Below are 20634 nucleotides of genomic sequence, written 5' to 3'. Positions count from 1 at the left end.
CTGCCGGGGTGCCGCGGAGCAACCGGCCGCGGCGACCTCGCGGTCGCGGGCCCGAAGCCGAGGAAGAGGCCGGCTTCGACCGCCTCATGAGCGGGTGGAAGCGGACCGAGTTCCGTCGCGGCCGTGAGTACACGGTCCAGCCCGTCTCGGCAGCGTCGGCGCAGAAGGAGTACGTCTGCCCGGGCTGCGGCGGCACGGTGGTGCCCGGCACCGCACACGTCGTCGTCTGGCGTGCCGACGGGGTGCTCGGCAACGAAGCCGACCTCGCGTCCCGCCGTCACTGGCACAACCACTGCTGGAGCATCGCATGACCGAGCAGACCCAGTCCGAGCAGAACCGGCCCGAGCCCGTCGAGATCCGGTCGGGCACCGAGCTGCCCGCACGGCGGACCGACATCGAGCTCGTCACGGACGACCACCTGACCCTCGTCGGTGAGCTCGCCGAACCCCTGGAGCGGCCCGCCCGCGGCACGATCGTGACCCTGCACCCGCTGCCCACCGCTCAGGGGTTCATGGACTCGCACGTCCTGAAGAAGGCCGCCGCCCGGTTGCCCGCGCTCGCCGACATCGCGGTGCAGCGCTTCAACTTCCGCTCGGTGTCCTCGCCGCGCGGCACCTCCGAGGGTGTCTTCGGGGACGGCGTGTCCGAGGGTTTCGACCTCCGCGCCGCCGTCTCCGACGTCGTGGAGCGTGGTCTGCCGACGCCGTGGCTCGTCGGGTGGTCGTTCGGCACCGAGGTGATCCTCAAGCACGCCCTCGAGCACGTGCGAGCGGGTCGGGTCGCGGGCGTGGTGCTGCTGTCGCCGCCGCTCCACCGGACGACCGACGAGGAGCTCGCCGCGTGGACCGGCGCCGGCGTCCCGGTCGTCGCCCTCGTCCCGGAGCACGACGACTTCCTCCAGCCCGACGCTGCCCGCGCGCGGTTCGCCGTCGCGCCGGACATCCGGGTCGAGCCGGTCGAGGGCGCGAAGCACCTCTGGGTGGGGGAGCGGTACGTCCGCATCGTGCTCGACCGCATCGCCGACCTCGTCGTCCCCGGCAGCGCGCCGCTCCCGACCCGCTGGCCGGTCTGACGACCGTCGGCGGTCCTCGCCTGGCAACCCCGGTGAGGGACGGGACGTCGTGACGGACGGGAGGCCCGTGGCGGCGTCGCCACGGGCCTCCCGTCCCGTCCGGTGGTGTCAGCGCGCGGTCGCGTCCTCGGTCGCGTCGGCGCCCTCGTTCGCGTCGTCGTCTGCCGCGCCCTGGTCCGAGGCCCCGTCCTGGGTGCCCAGGAGGCCCGTCGCGTGCGTCAGCACGCCGCGCAGGTTCTCGAGGTAGCCGGCGACGGCGTCGCGCTCGGTGCGGATCGCGGCGAGTCGGTCCTCGGCGTCCGCGACGATGCCGGCGGTGCGGCTCTCGGCGTCCTCGACCATGCGGTGGACCCGCTCCTGTGCATCCGCGACGATGGTGCGCGCGTGCTCCTGCGCCTCGGCCGTGCTCGTCCGCTCGAGGTCGTCGGCCTCCTGCTGGAGCCGCTCGGCGCGCTCCCGGGCCTCGCTCGCGCGGCGGGTGGCCTCGGCGAGCTGCAGGTTCGCCTCGTCGAGGTACTTCTGCGTCTCGGTGACCGTCTCGTGGTGCTTCTGGAGGTACTCCTGCTCGGCGTCGTCCCGGCGGGCGGCGAGCTCGGACTCGAGGGCGGTCCGGGCGTCGTCGCGCATCCGGGCGACGTCTGCCGCGGCCTCGTCACGCTCACGGACGAGCGCGGCGCGGGCGGTGTCGATCTCCTGTCGGAGTGCGGTGCGCTCGGCCTCGAGCGCTCCGATGTCCGCGGCACGGCGGTCGGCGATCTCCGTGTCGAGCTCGCCGTGCTCCCGGTCGCGACGGGCGGCGAGCTCGGCCTCGTGGTCACGGACCGCGCGCTCGAGTGTGGCGTCCGCCTCGGCGCGCTCGCGCTCGATGCGCGTCCGGTGCTCCTCGAGCTCGCGGGCGGTGCGGGCCGCGGTCTCCTGCACGAGGCGCTCGTTCTCGGCGCGGGTCTGTTCCTCGTCGACACGGAGCTGCGCACGGGCCGCTTCGACCTCCTGGGCGAGGGCGGTGCGGGCTGAGGCGAGTTCGCGGTCCCACTCGGCACGTGCGGCGGCGAGCTCCTCGGCGGTCTCGCGGCGGCGGTCGTTGAGCTCGGCGTCGAGTTCGGCGCGACGTCGGTCGACCTCGGCGGCGAGGTCGGCGCGTCCGGTCTCGAGCTCGAGGGCGTGGGCCCGCTGCTGCTCGTCCCGCTCGTGGTGCCAGGCTGCCCTGCCCTCGGTGACCTCGCGGTCGAGTGCGGCACGACGCTCGGTCTCGGTCCGGTCGAGGTCCTCGACGCGGCGGGCGTGGTCCGCCTCGAACTCGGCGCGGCGGTGCTCGGTCTCGCGGTCGAGGTCTGCCGCGGCGGCGCGGGCGTCGGCGGACTCACGGTGCGCGGTCTCACGGAGCTCGGCGACCTCGTGCTCGACCCGGGCGCGCAGGGCGTTCGTCTCGCGGATGGCGACCGAGCGGACCTCGGCGGCCTCGGTGACCGCGGCTCCGCGGACGGCGGCGCCCTCGTTCCGGGCGTCCTGCAGGAGCAGCCCGGCCTCGGCGCGGGCGCGCTCGACGGTGTCGGCCGCTTCGGCGCGGGCACGGGCGAGTTCGTTGGTGGCGCGGGTGCGGGCGTCCTCGAGGGTGTCGCGGGCTTCGTCCTGGGCCTCGCGCACCAGTCGGTCGGCCTCGGCCCGGCTCGAGGCACGCAGCCGCTGGGCGTCGATGTCGGCCTGGCTGATGAGGCGGGTCGACTGCTCCTCGGCGACGCGGAGGGTGGACTCGAGGCGGGTACCGAGTCCGCTGTACGTGGGCGTGCCCGCCTCGTCGAGCTCGCCCTGGAGGTCGGAGACGCGGGACTGCAGGAGACGGATCTCCTTGGCGGCGTCCGCCCGGTCCTTGTTCGACTTGATGAGCTCACGCCGGAGGTCGCCGAGCGCGCGGTCCACCTCGTCGCGGCGGTACCCCCGCAGTTCCGAACCGAACTCTGCTTCGTCGTTCGCCACGTGTCGCTCCTGGTGCTCGCCGGCGGACCCGTGCGGCCCGCGGGTCGATCGTAGCGTGGCCGTGACCGGGAGTTCCCTGGCCCGGGAGCACCTGGCCTGGGAGACGGCCTGACCTGGGAGTCTGGGGCGGGGAGGACCGCGCAGGATGCACTCCACAGGGATGCTCGGTATCGTGGACCGCTGATCCGGCGCCGATTCCCCACCCCGGCGCGGTAGGGAGAGAGTTCCGTGCGGTTCGTCCTGGCGATCGTCAGTTTCGTGGTCGGCCTGCTGCTGGTCGGCCTCGCGGTCGGTCAGCGCACCGTCTTCGCGCCCCCGTCCTCGCTCGTCGCCGACTCCACGGCGAAGACCTCCGCCCCGGTGACCGTCATCCCGGGCACGACCCTCAACGCGAACCCGGGCTACCAGGAGATCAACGTCAAGGGCTCCGGTGACGTGTTCGCCGCCTACGGCAAGACCTCCGACGTGCTCGCGTGGGTCGGCGACGCCGCGCACACGACGCTGCGCTTCGACGCCGAGGACGGCACCCTGCAGGGCCGTACGACCGGCTCCGGCACGAGCGTGCCGGACCCCGCGGGCAGCGACCTCTGGTACCAGGAGTACGACGGCGCGGGGCAGTTCACCGTGCGGCTCCCCGAGGACGTCTCGGTCGTCATCGTCGGCGACGGCAAGGACGCCGCTCCGAGCGACGTCTCCGTCACCTGGCCCCGGGACACCGCGACGCCGTCGGTCGGGCCGCTGCTCGTCGCCGGCGGGGTGTTCCTGCTCGGCGGGATCGCGCTCCTGGTCTGGGCGATCGTGCACCAGCGCCGCGGCCGTGGTCCGCGTCGTCGCAGCGGGGGGACGCGTCCGCCGCGCGTGCGTGCCTCACGCCGTGCCGCCGCCGCCGGCGCGCAGGTGCCGAGCCGCGGCCGTCGCGGTCGTCGGGCGTTCGTCGCCGTTCCGGTCGTCCTCGTCGGCGCGCTGACCCTCGCCGGCTGCTCCGCCGAGTACTGGCCCCAGGGCGGCGACACGACGCCCACCCCGACGCCCACCGCCTCCGGCACGGCCGACCAGTCCGAGCCGGTCGCGGCGACGAAGCAGCAGATCAAGCGGATCGTCGAGCGCGTGGCGACGACCGCGCGGAAGGCCGACACCGCCCGCGACGCGAAGCTCGCGGCCGAGCGCTTCACCGGCGCTGCGCTGGAGCTCCGCGAGGCCAACTACACGATCCGCGCGAAGGACTCCGACGTCGACGCCCCGCCGAAGATCTCCGCGGACGAGGTGTGCGTAGCGCTCCCGCAGCAGACCGACACCTGGCCGCGCACGATCTTCGCGATCACCGCAGCGGACTGCTCGGCGAAGACGGCGGCGCCCCAGGCCCTCACCCTGACCCAGGAGACCGCGCGTGACCCGTACAAGGTCGCGTTCGACGTCTCGCTCGAGGCCGACGCGCAGATCCCCACCCTCGCGCCGACCTCGGTGGGTGCCGCGCTGCTCGCACCGACCACGAAGCTCCTGACGATCGAGCCGGACCAGGTCGCGACCGCCTACGCCGACATCCTCGCGAAGGACACGAAGAGCGAGTACGCCGACCTGTTCGACGTCGACGGTGACGCCCTCCGGTCCACGATCGGCAAGGCGTACAAGGACAAGAAGGCCAAGGCGCTGCCGGACACCGCGAAGATCGAGTACTCGTCGGAGATCCCCGACGACAGCGCGGTCGCGTTCGCCACGGACAAGGCCGGCGCACTGGTCTCCGCTGACCTCGACGAGGTCGAGAAGGTCACGCCGACGGCGTCCGGCGCAGAGGTGAACACCGAGGGGGCCGTGAAGGCGCTCTCCGGTGTCGACTCCAGCAAGAAGGGGATCAGCGCCACCTACGGCGTGCAGGTCCTGTTCTACGTGCCGCCCGTCGGCTCCGATGAGAAGGCGGTCCTGCTCGGCTTCACGCAGGGCCTGACCGCCGCGAGTGAGGTGCAATGAGCAACGTCCCCCCGACCCCGTCCGGACTCCGCGGCGCGGTCGACCTGTCGTCCCTCGTCGACCGGGCGCAGCGTCCGGCGACGGCCCCGGGAGCGCCCGCCCCGGCCGGGCCCGGTGCGACCGGCAGCGATGCGACGGGCAGTGTCGCGGCTGCCGGCAGCGGTGTCGACGGCGGCGCGGACCTGACCGTCCCGTCCCTCGTCCTCGACGTCACCGACCAGACGTTCCAGGACGTCCTGCAGCTCTCGACCGTCGTCCCGGTCATCGTCGACATCTGGGCCGAGTGGTGCGGGCCGTGCAAGCAGCTCTCGCCGATCCTCGAGCAGCTCACCGCCGAGTACGACGGCCGGGTGCTGCTCGCCAAGGTGGACGCGGACACGAACCCGCAGCTCGTGCAGGCGTTCCAGGCGCAGTCGATCCCGACCGTGGCGGCGCTCATCGGCGGCCGCCCCCTGGGGCTCTTCGTCGGCGCGCTCCCGGAGGCCCAGGTGCGCGACGTCTACGAGCAGGTCCTCGCCGCCGCCGAGCAGAACGGCGTCTCCGGTCGGGTCACCGTCGACGGCGCCGTGCCGGCGGACGCCGCCGAGCAGGGCGAGCCCGAGCCGGAGCCGCTACCGCCGCACCACCAGGCCGCGTACGACGCGATCGAGCAGGGCGACTACGCGACGGCGATCCAGGAGTACAAGACCGCGATCGCGCAGGACCCGAACGACCAGATGGCGGTCGCCGGGCTGGCGCAGGTCTCGCTCCTCGACCGGCTGCACGGCCGGACCGCCGACGAGGTCCGGAGCGCAGCGGCCGCGGCACCGACCGACGTCGAGGCGCAGCTCGCCGTCGCCGACCTCGACATCAGCGGCGGGCACGTCGATGACGCCTTCGGACGGCTCCTCGACCTCGTGCCGACGGTGTTCGGCGCCGACCGCGAGGCCGTGCGCGTTCGACTCGTGGAGTACTTCGAGCTCATCGGGACCGACGACCCGCGGGTCGTCGCCGCCCGCAGGCGGCTCGCCAGCGCGCTGTACTGACGCGCGGTCGAGCACGCGGGCGCGTCCGCGTGCGGACGCGCTGTCACACCGTGGAAGCGACATCGAACCAGGCTCTCGCGCTGGTTCGATGTCGCTTCTGTGGTTCGCGACCTGTGGACCGGCGGATTCGCGTGACCACCCGCGACACGCGACCACCGACGGACGGGAGGCCCGGTGCCAGCTGGCACCGGACCTCCCGTCCGTCTCGCGGTCGCGTCGCGATCGCGGTCAGCGTCAGCGGGCGAGCTTCAGCCAGACCGCGCCGAGCGGCGGCACCACGAGGTGCGCTGATGCCGGACGTCCCGCCCACGGCGTGTCCTCGGCGGTGACGACGCCGAGGTTGCCCACGCCCGACCCGCCGTACTCGGCGGCGTCGGTGTTCAGCACCTCGTGCCACTGGCCGGCCGCGGGGAGACCGAACCGTCGCTCGACCGGCACCCCGGAGAAGTTGACGAACACCGCGAGGCGGTCGTCGCCGTCCTTGCGGAGGAACCCGAGCGTCGAGTGCGGAGCGTCGCCACCCTCGATCCACTCGAAGCCGTCCGGGGTCGAGTCGTGGGTCCACAGTGCAGGCGTGTCGCGGTAGACGCGGTTGAGCGCGGCGACGAGGTCCTGCACGCCACGGTGACCGGGGTCGTCGAGGTGCCACCAGTCGAGCCCTCGTGCCTCGGACCACTCCTGCACCTGGGCGAACTCCTGGCCCATGAACAGCAGCTGCTTGCCCGGGTGGGCCCACATGAACGCCAGGTAGGCCCGCACGTTCGCGAGCTTCTGCCACTCGTCCCCGGGCATCTTCCCGAACAGCGACCCTTTGCCGTGCACGACCTCGTCGTGGCTGATCGGCAGGGTGAACTGCTCGCTGAACGCGTACACGAGCGAGAACGTGATCTCGTCGTGGTGGTAGCTGCGGTGCACGGGCTCGCGGCCGATGTACTCGAGCGAGTCGTGCATCCACCCCATGTTCCACTTCTGCCCGAACCCGAGGCCGCCCGCGCTCGTCGGCTGGGTGACACCCGGCCACGAGGTGCTCTCCTCGGCGATCATGACGATGCCCGGGTAGCGCTTGTACGCGGTGGCGTTGGTCTCCTGCAGGAAGGAGATCGCCTCGAGGTACTCGCGTCCGCCGTGGATGTTCGGCAGCCAGTCGGTGCGGGAGTAGTCGAGGTACAGCATCGAGGCCACGGCGTCGACGCGGAGGCCGTCGATGTGGAACTCCTCGAGCCAGTACAGCGCGTTCGCGACCAGGAAGTTGCGGACCTGGGGCTGACCGAAGTCGAACACGTAGGTGCCCCAGTCGAGCTGTTCGCCGCGCCGGGGATCCGGGTGCTCGAAGAGGGCGTGTCCGTCGAACTTCGCGAGGGCCCACTCGTCCTTCGGGAAGTGCCCGGGCACCCAGTCCATGATCACGCCGATGCCGGCCGAGTGCAGCCGGTCGACGAGGTACCGGAGGTCGTCGGGGGAGCCGAACCGTGCCGTCGGGGCGTAGTACCCGGTGACCTGGTAGCCCCACGACCCACCGAACGGGTGCTCGGCGAGCGGCAGGAACTCGACGTGGGTGAACCCGAGGAACTGCACGTGGCCGATGAGTTGGTCGGCGACCTCGCGGTAGGACAACCCGGGTCGCCACGACCCGAGGTGCACCTCGTAGACGCTCATCGGACGGTCGTGCGTCGTGGTCCGTGCGCGGTGCTCCATCCAGGCGGTGTCGCCGTCGGACCACGTGTACGAGGACGCCGTGATGACGGACGCCGTCGCTGGCGGGACCTCGGTGCGACGCGCGAACGGGTCCGCGCGCTCCACCCACCCGGAGTCGGTGAGGATCTGGAACTTGTACCGCTGGCCCTCGAGGGCGCCTGGCCAGAAGAGCTCCCACACGCCGAGGTCGTTCAGCCGGCGCATCGCGGTCGTCCGGCCCTCCCAGCCCTCGAAGTCGCCGATGACCCGGACGGCGGTGGCGCGGGGCGCCCACACGGTGAACGCGACGCCGTCGACGCCGTCGACCGTCTGCACGTGCGCGCCGAGGTGGTGCCAGAGCTGCTCGTCGCGGCCTTCGCCGAAGAGGTGCAGGTCGAGCTCGCCGATGGTGGGGGCGAAGCGGTAGGCGTCGTCGGTCGTCCAGGTGATGTCGTCCGTGTCACCGGAGGGGTCCGGGTCGTAGTCGGCCTCGACCCGGTAGTGGCCGAGGGCGCCCTCGGTCGCGCCGGCCCAGAGGCCGTCTCCCTCGTGCACCAGTTCGATGTCGTCGCCGTCGGGTCGGACGATCCGGACCGCGCTTGCGAGGTGCCGGACGACGCGGACGCTCGTGCCGCCGTCGACGGGGTGCGGGCCCAGGACGTCGTGCGGCTGCGACCAGCGGGCCTCGGCGACCTGCTGGCGGAGCCAGTCCTCGACCGGGGCCGGACGCGGGCCGTCGGGCGACGGCGCCGAGGTGGCACCGCTCACCACGGGGGCCGGTGCTGACGTCGAGGCGCCCGGCTGGGCGTCGGCCAGCGGTGCACCGCCCTCGGAGGTCGGGGCGTCGGCACCGTCGTCGACCGCGGTCGTCAGGTGACGGGGGTGCGCCGCGTCGGGAGCGTGCCCGGCGAGCGTCGCGGACTCGGGGACACCGCGGTCCGGCGCTTCCTTCGCCGGTTCGGGGGCACCGGGCAGGTCTTCGCCGGGTCCGGAGACCCGGGGCTCGTAGCGCGGCTCGGGAGGACGCGACGCGCCGGACGCGGCGGCGGGCACCGTCGGGCCGTCCGTCGCGGGAGCAGCGACGTGCTGCGCCGGGTGGGTCGGCCGAGGGGTGTCCTCGGGCATCCGACGCGGGAGCACGGGCGGCGGCGGGGGCGGCACGGGGGGCACGCTCGGCCCCTGACCACGACCGGGCTGCGGCGGGGTGGGCTGTGCCTCCGTCCCGCGGTCCTTCGGCGTCTTGTCGGCGTCGGTCATCGGTGCGGTCCCTCCACGACGAGCAGGTGCACGGGCTCCTGGAAGGCGTCCAGGCGTACGTAGTTCGACGAGCCCCACACCCATCGCTGCCCGGTGACGACGTCGCGGACGTCGAACGGCTCCTCGGTTGCGAGCCCGAGGGCGGCCAGGTCGAGGTGCACCGTGGTCTCACGGGCCGAGTGGGGGTCGACGTTGGCGACGACGATCACGGTGTCGTCGCGGCCGGAACGGACGAACCGCCCCGGCAGGTGCTTGGAGTACACGACGATCGCCGGTTCCTCGGCGTGGTGCACGTGCAGGTTCCGGAGCTGCCGGAGCGCCGGGTGCGCTGCACGGAAGCGGTTGAGCATCGTGACGTACGGCGCCAGGCTCGCACCCTCGGCCTCGGCGAGGGCGAAGTCGCGCGGCTTGTACTCGTACTTCTCGTTGTCGATGTTCTCCTCGGACCCCGGTCGGGCGACGTCCTCGAAGAGCTCGTACCCGGAGTACATGCCCCACGTCGGCGCACCCGTCGCGGCGAGGGCGGCACGGACTTTGTAGCCCGCTCGGCCGCCGAACTGCAGGTACTCGGTGAGGATGTCCGGAGTGTTCACGAAGAGGTTCGGGCGCAGGTACGCGCTCGTCTCGTGGCTGAGCTCCTCGAAGTAGGACTCGATCTCCTCGCGCGTGTTCCGCCAGGTGAAGTACGTGTACGACTGCTGGAACCCGACCTCGGCGAGCGCCCGCATCATCGCCGGGCGGGTGAACGCCTCGGCGAGGAACACCGTGTCCGGGTGTTCGTCACGGATCTCGCGGATGACCCGCTCCCAGAACCAGAGCGGCTTCGTGTGCGGGTTGTCGACGCGGAAGATCCGCACGCCGAACGACATCCAGTGCCGCAGGACGCGCAGCACCTCGGTGACGAGGCCTTCGGGGTCCGCGTCGAACTGGATCGGGTAGATGTCCTGGTAGCGCTTCGGCGGGTTCTCGGCGGTGGCGATGGAGCCGTCCGCGCGCTGGGTGAACCAGTCCGGGTGCTCGGTGACCCACGGGTGGTCGGGGGAGCACTGGAGGGCGAAGTCGAGCGCGACCTCCATCCCGGTGTTCTTGGCGGTCTCGACGAACTCGCGGAAGTCGTCCTCGGTGCCGAGGTCGGGGTGGATCGCGTCGTGGCCGCCCTCGGCCGATCCGATGGCCCAGGGGCTGCCGGGGTCGTGCGGGCCGGGTGTCAGCGTGTTGTTCGGGCCCTTGCGCGCGGTCGTGCCGATGGGGTGGATCGGCGGGAGGTAGACCACGTCGAAGCCCATCCGGGCGACCGCGGGCAGGCGACGGGCTGCGGTGCGGAAGTCACCGCTCTTCCAGGAGCCGTCGGCGTTCTTCTTCGCACCCTCGCTCCGTGGGAAGAACTCGTACCAGGCACCGACACCGGCGCGGGTGCGCTCGACGTCGAGCAGCTGCGTCGGCGAGTGGGTCCGGAGTGAGGTGAGGGGTGCGTCCTCGATCTCGCTCGCGACCCGGGGGTCGTCGATCGCGGCGAGGCGTTCGGCAGCGTCGAGTGAGGTGTCGCGGATGCGGGCCGCGGCGCGTGTGGCGGCGGGGGAGTCCGTCTCGGTCGCGAGTCGGTCGAGCAGCACGCCGCCGTCGAGGAGCGTGGCCTCGGTGTCGACGCCGGCCGCGATCTTCAGGCGCGCGGCGTGCACCCACGTGGCCCAGTCGTCGGAGTACGACTCGACGTGCCACGACCAGACGCCGACGTGGTCGACCTGCACGGTCGCCTCGTACCGGTCGGTCCCGGCGGCGACGAGGGTGAGCGGGACGGTCCTGGTGCCGCCGTCGGGACGCTCGAGCACGAGGTCGGCGCCGATGATGCCGTGCCCTTCGCGGAAGACGGTCGCGCCGAAGGTGATCACCTCGCCGTCGAACGCCTTGCTGGGGTAACCGTTCGGCGTCGCGGGTGCGAGTTCGGTGATGGGGATGCGCCCGGGCTTCGGTCGCCGGGGTCGGTCTGCGGTGGCCACGGAGCCGACGCTACCCGGAAGCCGCGACGGCGTTCTCCGGAAGGCGTGTCGTGTGGACGACGAGCGCGTGCTGCGCGCCTGTGGAGGAGCGGCCCCGGAGGCGCGCCCCACCGGCCGGGAGGCCCGTGGCGGCCCCGCACCGCGCCTCCCGTCCGGCGTCCGGTCGCGCGTCGACAGGCGCACGTCCGCCCGTCCGCACCGGCGCGCGCACGTCCGCCCGTCCGCACCGGCGCGCGCACGTCCGCCCGTCCGCACCGGCGCGCGCACGTCCGCCCGTCCGCACCGGCGTGCGCGCCGGCGTCGCGGGGCGGCCCTAGGCGATCTCGAAGACGTGGATGCCCGGCCCGTACGCCGTGAACACCTGACCCGCGGGTCGGAGGCGCTCGTGGTCGCGGTGCTTCTCGCTCGACCACGCCAACCGGTAGCCGAGGACGTCGTCGCGCACCGGCAGCGTGATGTCCCGCGTCCGGCCGCTCCCGTGCACGACGACGAGCACGCGGTCGTACGGCTCGTGGTCGGGTGTCGACTCCACGAAGTACTGCAGCGCCCGGTGGATCGGCTGGTCCCAACCCTCGAGGGTCATCGGGCCGCCGTCCGGTCCGTACCAGGTCATCCGCGAGGCACCGGGGGTCTCCTGACCCTCGACGCCGAAGCGCGTCGGCCGGAGCGCCGGGTGCGCCGCGCGGAGACGGGTCAGCTCGGCGACGGTGGTCGTGGTCGACTCGGCGTCCTCGTCGTCGGACCAGTCGACCGGCGTGAGGTCCTCCGACACGACGTAGGCGTTGTTGTTGCCGTGCTGGGTGCGGCTCCGCTCGTCGCCCGCGGTGAGCATCGGCACGCCGGCGGAGAGCAGGAGCGTCCCGAGGAGGTTGCGCATGCTCCGACCACGAGCCGCGCGGACGCCCCGGTCGGCCGTGTCGCCCTCGATGCCGTGGTTGAACGAGCGGTTGTCGTCCGAGCCGTCGCGGTTCTCCTCGCCGTTCGCCGTGTTGTGCTTGCGGTCGTACGACACGAGGTCGAGCAGCGTGAAGCCGTCGTGGGCGGTGACGAAGTTGACGCCGGCGAGCGGCCCGCGCTCCGCGCCGAACACGTGGCGTGAGCCGGTCAGCGCTCCGGCGAGCGCCCCGATGCCGGTGCGCGGTGCGCCGTTGCGGCGCTCCTCGGCGATGTCGGTGAGCCAGAACTGCCGGACCGTGTTCCGGAAGCCGTCGTTCCACTCGCTCGTGCCCGAGCCAGCGCCGCCGAACGACCCGGTGCGCCACCCGTCCGGCCCGACGTCCCACGGCTCGGCCACCACGAGCACGTCCTGCAGGTCGGGGTGTTCCCGGATCCGCTCGAGCAGCGGGTGCGCCGGGTCGAACACGTGCCGGGCGTCACGGGCGAGCGAGGCCATGAGGTCGAACCGGAAGCCGTCGACCCGGACCTCCTTCGCCCAGTAGCGGAGGCTGTCGACGACGAGGTCGGCGCTCGCCGCGACGGAGGTGTCGAGCGTGTTCCCGCAGCCGGTGGTGTCGTAGTAGGCGTCCGCGTCCGCCGCCCACCGGTAGTGGTTCGCGCCGTCCAGGCCGCGGAGCGACGACGTCGGCCCGCCGAGGCCTTCCTCGGCGGTGTGGTTGTAGACGACGTCGAGGACGACCTGGATGCCGGCCTCGTGCAGGAGCCGCACCATGCCCTTGAACTCGCGGAGCACGGCGGAGGCGCCGGCAGCCCGGGCGGCGGGGGAGGCGTGCGCGGCGTGCGGCGCGAAGAAGCCGAGCGTGTTGTAGCCCCAGGCGTTCTCACGTCCGGCGTCCCGGAGCCACCGCTCGGTGTCGAACGCGTGCACCGGCAGGAGCTCGAGCGTGGTGATGCCGAGCCGGTGCAGGTGCGCGATCGTGCTCTCGTGCGCGATGCCGGCGTACGTGCCGCGGAGGTCCTCGGGCAGGTGCGGGTTCGCGGCGGTGAGGGTGCGGACGTTCGCCTCGTACACGACCATCCGGTCACGTGGGGTGCGCGGCGCCACCGAGCCGCCCCAGTCGAACGCTTCGTCGACCACTTCGGCGCTCCACCGGGCGCCGGGGCCGGACCCGGCGCCGACCGCCACGATGCCGCGCGCTGCGGGGTCGAGCAGGGGGAGCGCCGGGTCGAACGCGTGCCGCGGGCCGGTCGGTCCGTCGGCGAGCAGGTGGTACCGGTCTCCGGGGACGACACCGGGGACCTCCACCGACCAGCGGTCACCGTCCGGGTCGCGGGTCAGCGCGTGCGTCCCGCGGCCCTCGACGACGAGCGTGAGTGCGGTGGCGGACGCCGAACGCACCGTGAAGCGGCCGCCGCCGTCGCCGAGGACGAACCCCGGGAGGGCCTCGGTCGCGGTCTCGTGCATGACGACAAGGGTACGAGGGCCCACAGGTATCCTGGAAACGCCCGATCAGGGGGCACGATCCGTCGATGGGAGAGCAGGGTGAGCGTCTACCTGGACCACGCCGCGACGACGCCGATCACGCCCGGTGCGCTCGCCGCCTTCACGGCCGCGCTGCAGACCGTCGGCAACCCCTCCTCGATCCACAGTGCCGGGCAGCGGGCGAAGATGCTGCTCGAGGACGGACGTGCCGCCGTCGCGCGGTCGCTCGACGCGGACCCGGTCGAGGTCGTCTTCACCTCCGGCGGGACCGAGAGCATCAACCTCGCGGTGAAGGGGCTGTTCTGGGCACGGCAGCAGGACCGTCCCCGCCCCCGCATCGTCGTGCCGGCGGGCGAGCACCACGCCACGGTCGACACGGTCGAGTGGCTCGAGCGCCACGAGGGCGCGGTCGTCGACGTGGTCCCGTTGGACGCGGAGGGTCGCGTCGACACTGCCGCCCTGGAGGCACGGCTCGCCTCCGCGGACGACGTGGCCCTGGTCACGTTCCTCTGGGCCAACAACGAGGTCGGCACCATCCAGCCGGTGCGGCGGATCGTCGAGGCCGCGCACGCCGCCGGCGTGCCGGTGCACAGCGACGCGGTCGCCGCCTACGGGCAGGTCCCGGTGTCGTTCCGGGACTCCGGACTCGACGCGCTGAGCGTCTCGGCGCACAAGGTCGGCGGCCCGGTCGGCATCGGGGCGCTCGTCCTCGGGCGGCGCGCCACGGTCGAGCCGCTCATCCACGGCGGAGGTCAGCAGCGGCAGGTGCGGAGCGGGACGCAGGACGCTCCGGCCGCGGCGGCGTTCGGCGTGGCCGCGACGGCAGCGGCGGCGGTGGCGGCGGCCGGGGACGACACCGTGCGGGCACTGCGCGACCGGCTCGTGTCGGGGGTGCGGGCGGTGGTGCCGTCCGCGGTGCTCATGGGTGACCCGGTCGACCGGCTGCCGGGGAACGCGCACTTCACGTTCCCGGGGTGCGAGGGTGACTCATTGCTCTTCCTCCTCGACGCCGCGGGGGTCGCGGTGTCGACCGGCTCCGCTTGCCAGGCCGGCGTGCCCGAGGCCTCACACGTGCTCCTCGCGATGGGGCTCGACGAGCAGGACGCCCGCGGTGCCCTCCGGATCACGCTCGGGCACACCTCGACCGACGCCGACGTCGACGCGTTCCTGTCCGCGCTGCCCGACGCGGTGGCGCGGGCCGGTGCGGCCGGGATGGCGTCCCGGGAACCGCTGCTCGGTCGGTAGCGCTGCCCGCGGGGACCACGCGCGATCAGCTCTGCCTCGTCGAGGCGTGCGGGGAGGGGCCCGTCGGCGCGCTGGCCCCAGTCCGGGGTGCACCTGCGCGGACCGCTGTCGGACCCGATCACCGCGCCCGATAGTCGCCGACGTCCCGGTCGGTCAGGGACGGACCATGTGCAGAGGAGCGGGCGATGGACGTGCAGGCGGACCACCACGCAGTGCGGGCGCGAGGACACCTGGGGGCGGCCGTCGTCCGCAGACACGCACGCCGACGCTCCGTCGTCGTCATCGGCATCGTGTCCGCGATCATCGCTGCAGCGCTCGACCCGTCGCCGGCGCTCGCCGCGAGCACGACGACGACGGGTGCGTTCGACGGCGTCGTCGCCGGACCCGGGACCGTGACGGTCCGCGGATGGGCGGTCGACAGGGCTCGGTCGAGTCGCTCGACGTCCGTCCGCGTCACGGTCGGGAGCACCGCGGTCGGCACGCTCCCGGCTGCGTCTGCCCGTGCCGACGTGAACCGGGTCCTCCGCGTCACCGGCGCCCACGGCTTCGGGGCATCCCTCGTCACCACGAAGACCGGCAGACAGTCGGTGTGCGTCACGGCGCGGAGCCTGTCCGGCCGGAAGGACGTCTCGCTCGGGTGCCGGACGGTCGTCGTCCGGGACCCCTCACCGGCCGGTTCGCTCGACGTCGTCACGACGGCCCCGGGCACCGTGGCGGTCCGAGGGTGGACCCTCGACCCGAACACCCCGGCCGGTGCGATCGACGTCGCCGTGACCGTCGGCCGCACCCGGGTCGCGACCGTGCGCACCGACGTCGCTCGCGGCGACGTCAACCGGGTCCGCCGCGTCACCGGGACCCACGGCTTCGCTGCATCGGTGGCGACGACGAAGACCGGGACGCAGTCGGTGTGCGTCATCGGGGTGAACGTCGGCCCGGGGACCGACAGGCAGGTCGGGTGCCGGACGGTGACCATCCCGGCCGCGCTGCCCGCCGCCACGCCGTCGCCCGCACCCTCGACGCCGCCCACGCCGCCCGTCCCGACGCCACCGGACGGCCCCGGCGCGTCGGACCGGCAGGACGGCGGGGTGATGCCGGCGGCCGCGTCGGGGTGGACCCGCGTCTTCGGGGAGGACTTCACCACACCGGCGTCCGCCGGGGACTTCACGACGACCTACGGCGACCGCTTCATCGCCTACGACGGCTTCGGCGACACGAGCGGCGTCGGGACGTACCGACAGTCCGCGATCTCGGTGGCCGACGGGACGCTCGACATGCACATGCACACCGACGCCGCCGGGCGACCCACCGGCGCCGCGGTCATCCCGCTCGTCGGCGGACGGTGGGGCGGGCAGACCAGCGGCCGGTACGACATCCGCCTCCGAGCGGATCCGGTCGCGGGCTACGGCCTCGCCGGACTGCTGTGGTCGGACACCAACACCTGGGAGGACGGGGAGGTGGACTTCCCCGAGGGCGCACTCGACGGCACCGTCACGCTCTCGAACCACTGCCCGGGCGACCCGTCCGTGAACTGCCTGCACCGCCAGCTCGGGACGACGTTCTCCGACTGGCACACCTACACGATCGAGTGGTCGCCGACGAAGCTCGACTTCCTCGTCGACGGCGTGAGCGTGGCCTCGACGACGCAGGCCATCCCCACGAAGCCGCTGCACCTCGTCCTGCAGGCCGCGACGGCGTCCTCGCAGAAGCCCGCGAAGGACGCTGCCGGCGACGTGCAGGTCGCGTGGATGAGCATCTCCCGCGCCGGATGACGGGTCGGGGTGCAGGCGGCGGCCGTGCCGCCGACCGGGCCTGACTGACGGAACCGCCCCGTGCCTCCCGGTCGGCCGGAGGGGACGCGCGCCGGTAGGATCGACGACCATGGTCGAACTGGACTTCTCCGAGCAACTCTCCGCCCTCCGCGAGACGTTCGGCAACATCCGCTCCGTGGTCGACGTCGACCGCCTGCAGCGCGAGATCGCCGAGCTCAGCGAGCAGGCCGGCGCACCCGACCTGTGGGACGACGTCGAGCACGCGCAGCAGGTGACGAGTGCGCTCTCGCACCGCCAGGCCGAGCTGCGGAAGATCACCGACACCGAACAGCGCATCGACGACCTCGAGGTCCTCGTCGAGATGGCGAACGAGGCCGACGACCAGGACTCCGCGGACGAGGCCGAGGCCGAGCTCAAGGCGATCCAGAAGACCATGAGCGACCTCGAGGTGCAGACGCTCCTCGACGGTGAGTACGACGACCGGCCGGCCGTCATCACGATCCGCGCCGGCGCCGGCGGCGTCGACGCCGCCGACTTCGCCGAGATGCTCCTGCGCATGTACCTGCGCTACGCCGAGCAGCACGGCTACGAGACGACCGTGATGGACACCTCCTACGCGGAAGAGGCCGGCATCAAGTCCGCCACGTTCGAGGTCGACGCGCCGCACGCGTTCGGCACCCTCTCGGTCGAGGCCGGCACCCACCGGCTCGTCCGGATGTCGCCGTTCGGTGCGGCCGGCAAGCGACAGACCTCGTTCGCCGCGGTCGAGGTCATCCCGCTCATGCCCGAGACCGAGGCCATCGACATCCCCGAGAACGACATCCGGGTCGACGTGTTCCGCTCGTCCGGCCCCGGGGGGCAGTCCGTCAACACGACCGACTCCGCCGTCCGCATCACCCACCTGCCGACCGGCACCGTGGTGTCGATGCAGAACGAGAAGTCGCAGATCCAGAACCGCGCCGCCGCCATGCGCGTCCTGCAGTCGCGCCTGCTCCTCCTCAAGAAGGAAGAGGAGAACGCGAAGAAGAAGGAGCTCGCGGGCAACATCACCGCGAGCTGGGGCGACCAGATCCGCTCGTACGTCCTCGCGCCGTACCAGATGGTGAAGGACCTGCGGAGCGAGCACGAGGTCAACAACCCGTCCGCGGTCTTCGACGGCGACCTCGACGGCTTCATCAACGCGGGCATCCGCTGGCGCAAGCAGTCCGACGACGACTGAGTGGATCCGCGGGGACCTGAGCCGCGCGCCTCGACCCGATTCCGCTCCGGGCGACCTACCCTGAACCGGTCATGATCAAATTCGACCAGGTCACCAAGGTGTACTCGGGCAACCCGAGTCCTGCGCTCGACGACATCTCCCTCGAGATCCTCAAGGGCGAGTTCGTCTTCCTCGTGGGCGCGTCCGGCTCCGGCAAGTCCAGCTTCCTGCGCCTCGTGCTCAAGGAGGAGAAGCCCTCCCGCGGGCAGATCCACGTCCTCGGGCAGCGCCTCGGCTCCCTGTCGTCGCGCAAGGTCCCGTACTTCCGCCGCAACCTCGGCGTGGTGTTCCAGGACTTCCGTCTCCTGCCGAACAAGAACGTCTTCGACAACGTCGCGTTCTCCTTGCAGGTCATCGGGAAGAGCAAGGGCTTCATCAGCGAGGCCGTCACCGACGTGCTCAAGCTCGTCGGCCTCGCCGGCAAGGCGACCCGCATGCCGCACGAACTCTCCGGCGGTGAGCAGCAGCGCGTGGCGATCGCCCGCGCCGTCGTGAACAAGCCGGCGATCCTGCTCGCCGACGAGCCCACGGGCAACCTCGACCCGACCACCTCGGCCGGCATCATGGCCCTCCTCGAGCGCATCAACCAGGGCGGCACGACCGTGCTCATGGCGACGCACGACGCCAGCATCGTGAACCAGATGCAGCGCCGAGTGATCGAGCTGTCGAACGGCACGATCCTGCGCGACGAGCAGTCCGGCGGCTACCAGACCCAGGCCGTCCCGATCCAGCGAGGCAACACCGTGTCGAACACCACCGGCATCCAGACCATCCCGGGGATCATCCGATGAGGCTCGGGCTCGTCATGTCCGAGGTCGGCTCGGGCCTCCGGCGCAACGCGTCGATGGTCGTGTCGGTCGTCCTCGTGACGTTCATCTCGCTGACCTTCGTCGGGACCGCGATCCTGCTCCAGATGCAGATCAACCAGATGAAGGGGTACTGGTACGACCGGGCGCAGGTGGCCGTCTACCTGTGCACCGACACCGACACGACCGGCAACTGCACGGGGGCCAAGGCCACCGACGACCAGCGCCAGCAGGTGGAGTCGCAGCTCGAGTCGTCGACGCTGAAGCCCTACATCGAGAAGTTCTACTTCGAGAACCAGCAGGACGCCTACACCCGGTTCAAGCAGCAGTTCAAGGACTCGCCCGCGACGGAGTTCGTGAAGCCCGAGTACCTCAACGAGACGTACTGGGTGAACCTCAAGAACCCGTCGCAGTCCGACGTCCTCGTGGAGAGTCTGTCGAAGGTCGCCGGCGTGCAGAGCGTCGTCGACCAGCGCGGCTACCTGCAGCCGATCTTCAACCTGCTGAACGCATCGTCGTACACAGCGATCGGCATCGCGGCGCTGATGCTCGTCGCGGCCGTGCTCCTCATCGCCACGACGATCCGGCTCTCGGCCTTCAGTCGACGGCGGGAGCTCGGCATCATGCGGTTGGTCGGTGCGTCGAACCGGTTCATCCAGACGCCGTTCGTGCTCGAGGGGGTGATCGCCGCGGCCATCGGGGCGGTCCTCGCCGGCGGGGCGATCACGGCCGTGGTGTGGTTCTTCGTCCGGAACTACCTCGCGGTGCGGTTCTCCGGGACGGCGTTCATCGGCATGGGGGACGCGGCCGTGGTCGTCCCGGCGGTGGTCGTCATCGGCGTCCTGCTCGCCGGACTGTCGGCGTTCGTCGCGATCCGGCGCTACCTGAAGGTCTGACTGCGGCGCACGTTGCACGATCGCCCTGAGCAGCACCTCGCGACCGAGTCTCGTGCTCAGCGACGTGTCTCGCACTCCTGGCCGCGAGCGATGTCGCGCACGCCGAGTCCCGGGGCAGCAAGCACGAGTCTCGGGGTGGCAACCGTGAGACTCGTGGCCCGCGACGCGCCGGGAAGGTGCGGCACCACCGCGGTGTTCAGTACGCTGGAGGGCTGCGCCGGACGCCGGGTCCGGACCGCACACCCACGAGAGGAGTCGTCATGGCCAAGGAACGCGGTGAGAAGATCGTCGCCACGAACCGTCGCGCCCGCCACGACTACCTCATCGAGGACACGTACGAAGCGGGCATGGTGCTCTCCGGCACCGAGGTGAAGTCGCTCCGGCAGGGGCGTGCTTCGCTCGTCGACGGCTACGCGTTCATCGACGGTGGCGAAGCCTGGCTCGACGCCGTGCACATCCCCGAGTACACCGAGGGGACCTGGAACAACCACTCGCCGCGGCGCAAGCGCAAGCTCCTCCTGCACAAGCAGCAGATCGTGAAGATCTCGCACAAGACGGCGCAGGGCGGCTACACGCTCGTGCCGCTGCAGATCTACTTCCACGACGGCCGAGCCAAGGTGGAGATCGCGGTCGCGAAGGGCAAGCGTGAGTTCGACAAGCGTCAGGCGCTGCGCGAGAAGACCGACAAGCGCGAGGCCGAGCGGGCCATGCGCACCCGGAACCGCGTCGGCGAGTAGCGCGACGCACCTCGGTCGACTAGACTGAGGGACCGCCTGAACGGCGGACTGGTAACTCAACAGCGTGACAGTGGCTCGCGCGTCCGGCCAGCATGGGGATGATCGGTTTCGACATTGCCTGTGTGCCGACGGGAAGCGGGCCGAGGAACCACGGTCATCTCGTGAACGATCCGTGGAAAACAACAAGTGCCAATTCCAAGCGCACTGACTTCGCTCTCGCTGCGTAAGCAGCCCAGCACATGAAGTCCGTCGGCCAGGTGACCGTCCCCTAACCTGATCCCGGCGTCATCCAGAGGACTTGCTGCACGGTTGCGTCTCAGGGCCGTGCGGGACTTGCACTGAGACTGGGCCCGTCGTCCAAGAAGCCGGTAGCAATGGACGGGGCCGAGCAGAACGCCTGATCCGGATACGCCCGTAGAAGACGTCGAATTGCAGCGATGGACGGGGGTTCGATTCCCCCCATCTCCACCACCTGCCGGTCGTCGGGCCACTGTCGCGCCGAGTTCCACCCGGACGCCCCGCTCGCACGAGTGGGGCGTTCGTCGTGTCGGCCTGCACTCGTCGTCCTTCCGGGCGCAC

14 protein-coding genes and 1 other RNA gene are annotated in these 20634 nt (G+C 72.0%); 11 read left to right on the top strand and 4 right to left on the bottom strand.

Translation table 11 applies throughout. From position 1 onward, the window contains the following. Nucleotides 1-8: 8 nt before the first annotated feature. Together ACIPYW_RS14410 and ACIPYW_RS14405 are read left to right on the top strand one after the other, a co-directional pair. Nucleotides 9-311, top strand: a complete 303-nt coding sequence (locus ACIPYW_RS14410) for a hypothetical protein (protein ID WP_400414659.1) — start codon at nt 9-11, stop codon at nt 309-311. After that, a complete protein-coding gene (locus tag ACIPYW_RS14405) occupies nt 308-1072 on the top strand; it encodes an alpha/beta hydrolase (protein ID WP_400414658.1) in 765 nt (254 codons plus the stop codon). Before ACIPYW_RS14410 ends, ACIPYW_RS14405 begins: the two co-directional genes overlap by 4 nt. 108 nt (nt 1073-1180) lie before the next feature. Here the strand turns inward: ACIPYW_RS14405 and ACIPYW_RS14400 are convergent, their stop codons facing one another. Then, entirely contained in the window at nt 1181-3046 is a 1866-nt protein-coding gene (locus ACIPYW_RS14400) for a DivIVA domain-containing protein (protein WP_400414656.1), read from the bottom strand. 228 nt (nt 3047-3274) lie between these two features. On the opposite strand from ACIPYW_RS14400, the gene ACIPYW_RS14395 reads away from it, so the two are divergent. Continuing rightward, nucleotides 3275-5011, top strand: coding sequence for a hypothetical protein (locus ACIPYW_RS14395; protein ID WP_400414654.1), 1737 nt, complete (start codon nt 3275-3277; stop codon nt 5009-5011). Continuing rightward, entirely contained in the window at nt 5008-6036 is a 1029-nt protein-coding gene (locus ACIPYW_RS14390) for a tetratricopeptide repeat protein (protein WP_400414652.1), read from the top strand. Before ACIPYW_RS14395 ends, ACIPYW_RS14390 begins: the two co-directional genes overlap by 4 nt. A gap of 234 nt (nt 6037-6270) precedes the next feature. Here the strand turns inward: ACIPYW_RS14390 and glgB are convergent, their stop codons facing one another. The 3 genes from glgB to ACIPYW_RS14375 all read right to left on the bottom strand — a co-directional run bounded on the left by glgB (nt 6271) and on the right by ACIPYW_RS14375 (nt 13326). After that, entirely contained in the window at nt 6271-8967 is a 2697-nt protein-coding gene (gene glgB / locus ACIPYW_RS14385) for a 1,4-alpha-glucan branching protein GlgB (protein WP_400414650.1), read from the bottom strand. Beyond that, entirely contained in the window at nt 8964-10964 is a 2001-nt protein-coding gene (locus ACIPYW_RS14380; protein WP_400414649.1) for a maltotransferase domain-containing protein, read from the bottom strand. The genes glgB and ACIPYW_RS14380 overlap by 4 nt, the downstream gene beginning before the upstream one ends. Before the next feature lie 313 nt (nt 10965-11277). Then, a complete protein-coding gene (locus ACIPYW_RS14375) occupies nt 11278-13326 on the bottom strand; it encodes a glycogen debranching protein (protein WP_400414647.1) in 2049 nt (682 codons plus the stop codon). Between the two features lie 78 nt (nt 13327-13404). On the opposite strand from ACIPYW_RS14375, the gene ACIPYW_RS14370 reads away from it, so the two are divergent. The 7 genes from ACIPYW_RS14370 to ssrA all read left to right on the top strand — a co-directional run bounded on the left by ACIPYW_RS14370 (nt 13405) and on the right by ssrA (nt 20526). Beyond that, entirely contained in the window at nt 13405-14589 is a 1185-nt protein-coding gene (locus ACIPYW_RS14370) for a cysteine desulfurase family protein (protein ID WP_400414645.1), read from the top strand. Nucleotides 14590-14774: 185 nt separating this feature from the next. Further along, nucleotides 14775-16358, top strand: a complete 1584-nt coding sequence (locus tag ACIPYW_RS14365) for a glycoside hydrolase family 16 protein (protein WP_400414643.1) — start codon at nt 14775-14777, stop codon at nt 16356-16358. A gap of 109 nt (nt 16359-16467) precedes the next feature. Further along, the gene (prfB, locus tag ACIPYW_RS14360; protein WP_400414642.1) at nt 16468-17577 is read left to right on the top strand and encodes a peptide chain release factor 2; all 1110 of its coding nucleotides are present in this window, start codon (nt 16468-16470) and stop codon (nt 17575-17577) included. A gap of 71 nt (nt 17578-17648) precedes the next feature. Continuing rightward, nucleotides 17649-18407 carry a cell division ATP-binding protein FtsE gene (gene ftsE / locus ACIPYW_RS14355; protein WP_058726342.1) on the top strand — a complete coding sequence of 253 codons (759 nt, stop codon included), beginning with the start codon at nt 17649-17651 and terminating at the stop codon, nt 18405-18407. After that, a complete protein-coding gene (gene ftsX / locus ACIPYW_RS14350; RefSeq protein ID WP_290131489.1) occupies nt 18404-19318 on the top strand; it encodes a permease-like cell division protein FtsX in 915 nt (304 codons plus the stop codon). Before ftsE ends, ftsX begins: the two co-directional genes overlap by 4 nt. A 260-nt stretch (nt 19319-19578) precedes the next feature. After that, complete coding sequence (gene smpB, locus ACIPYW_RS14345; RefSeq protein ID WP_022904941.1) at nt 19579-20055, top strand: SsrA-binding protein SmpB; 477 nt, start codon at nt 19579-19581, stop codon at nt 20053-20055. Nucleotides 20056-20149: 94 nt separating this feature from the next. Continuing rightward, nucleotides 20150-20526: a transfer-messenger RNA gene (gene ssrA / locus ACIPYW_RS14340) on the top strand. Nucleotides 20527-20634: the final 108 nt, after the last annotated feature.

It is taken from the genome of Curtobacterium sp. NPDC089689, from assembly GCF_044749145.1.
Lineage (GTDB): Bacteria > Actinomycetota > Actinomycetes > Actinomycetales > Microbacteriaceae > Curtobacterium.
Note: the sequence above shows the minus strand (reverse complement) of the source record. Positions and strands in the feature narration are given on the sequence as shown.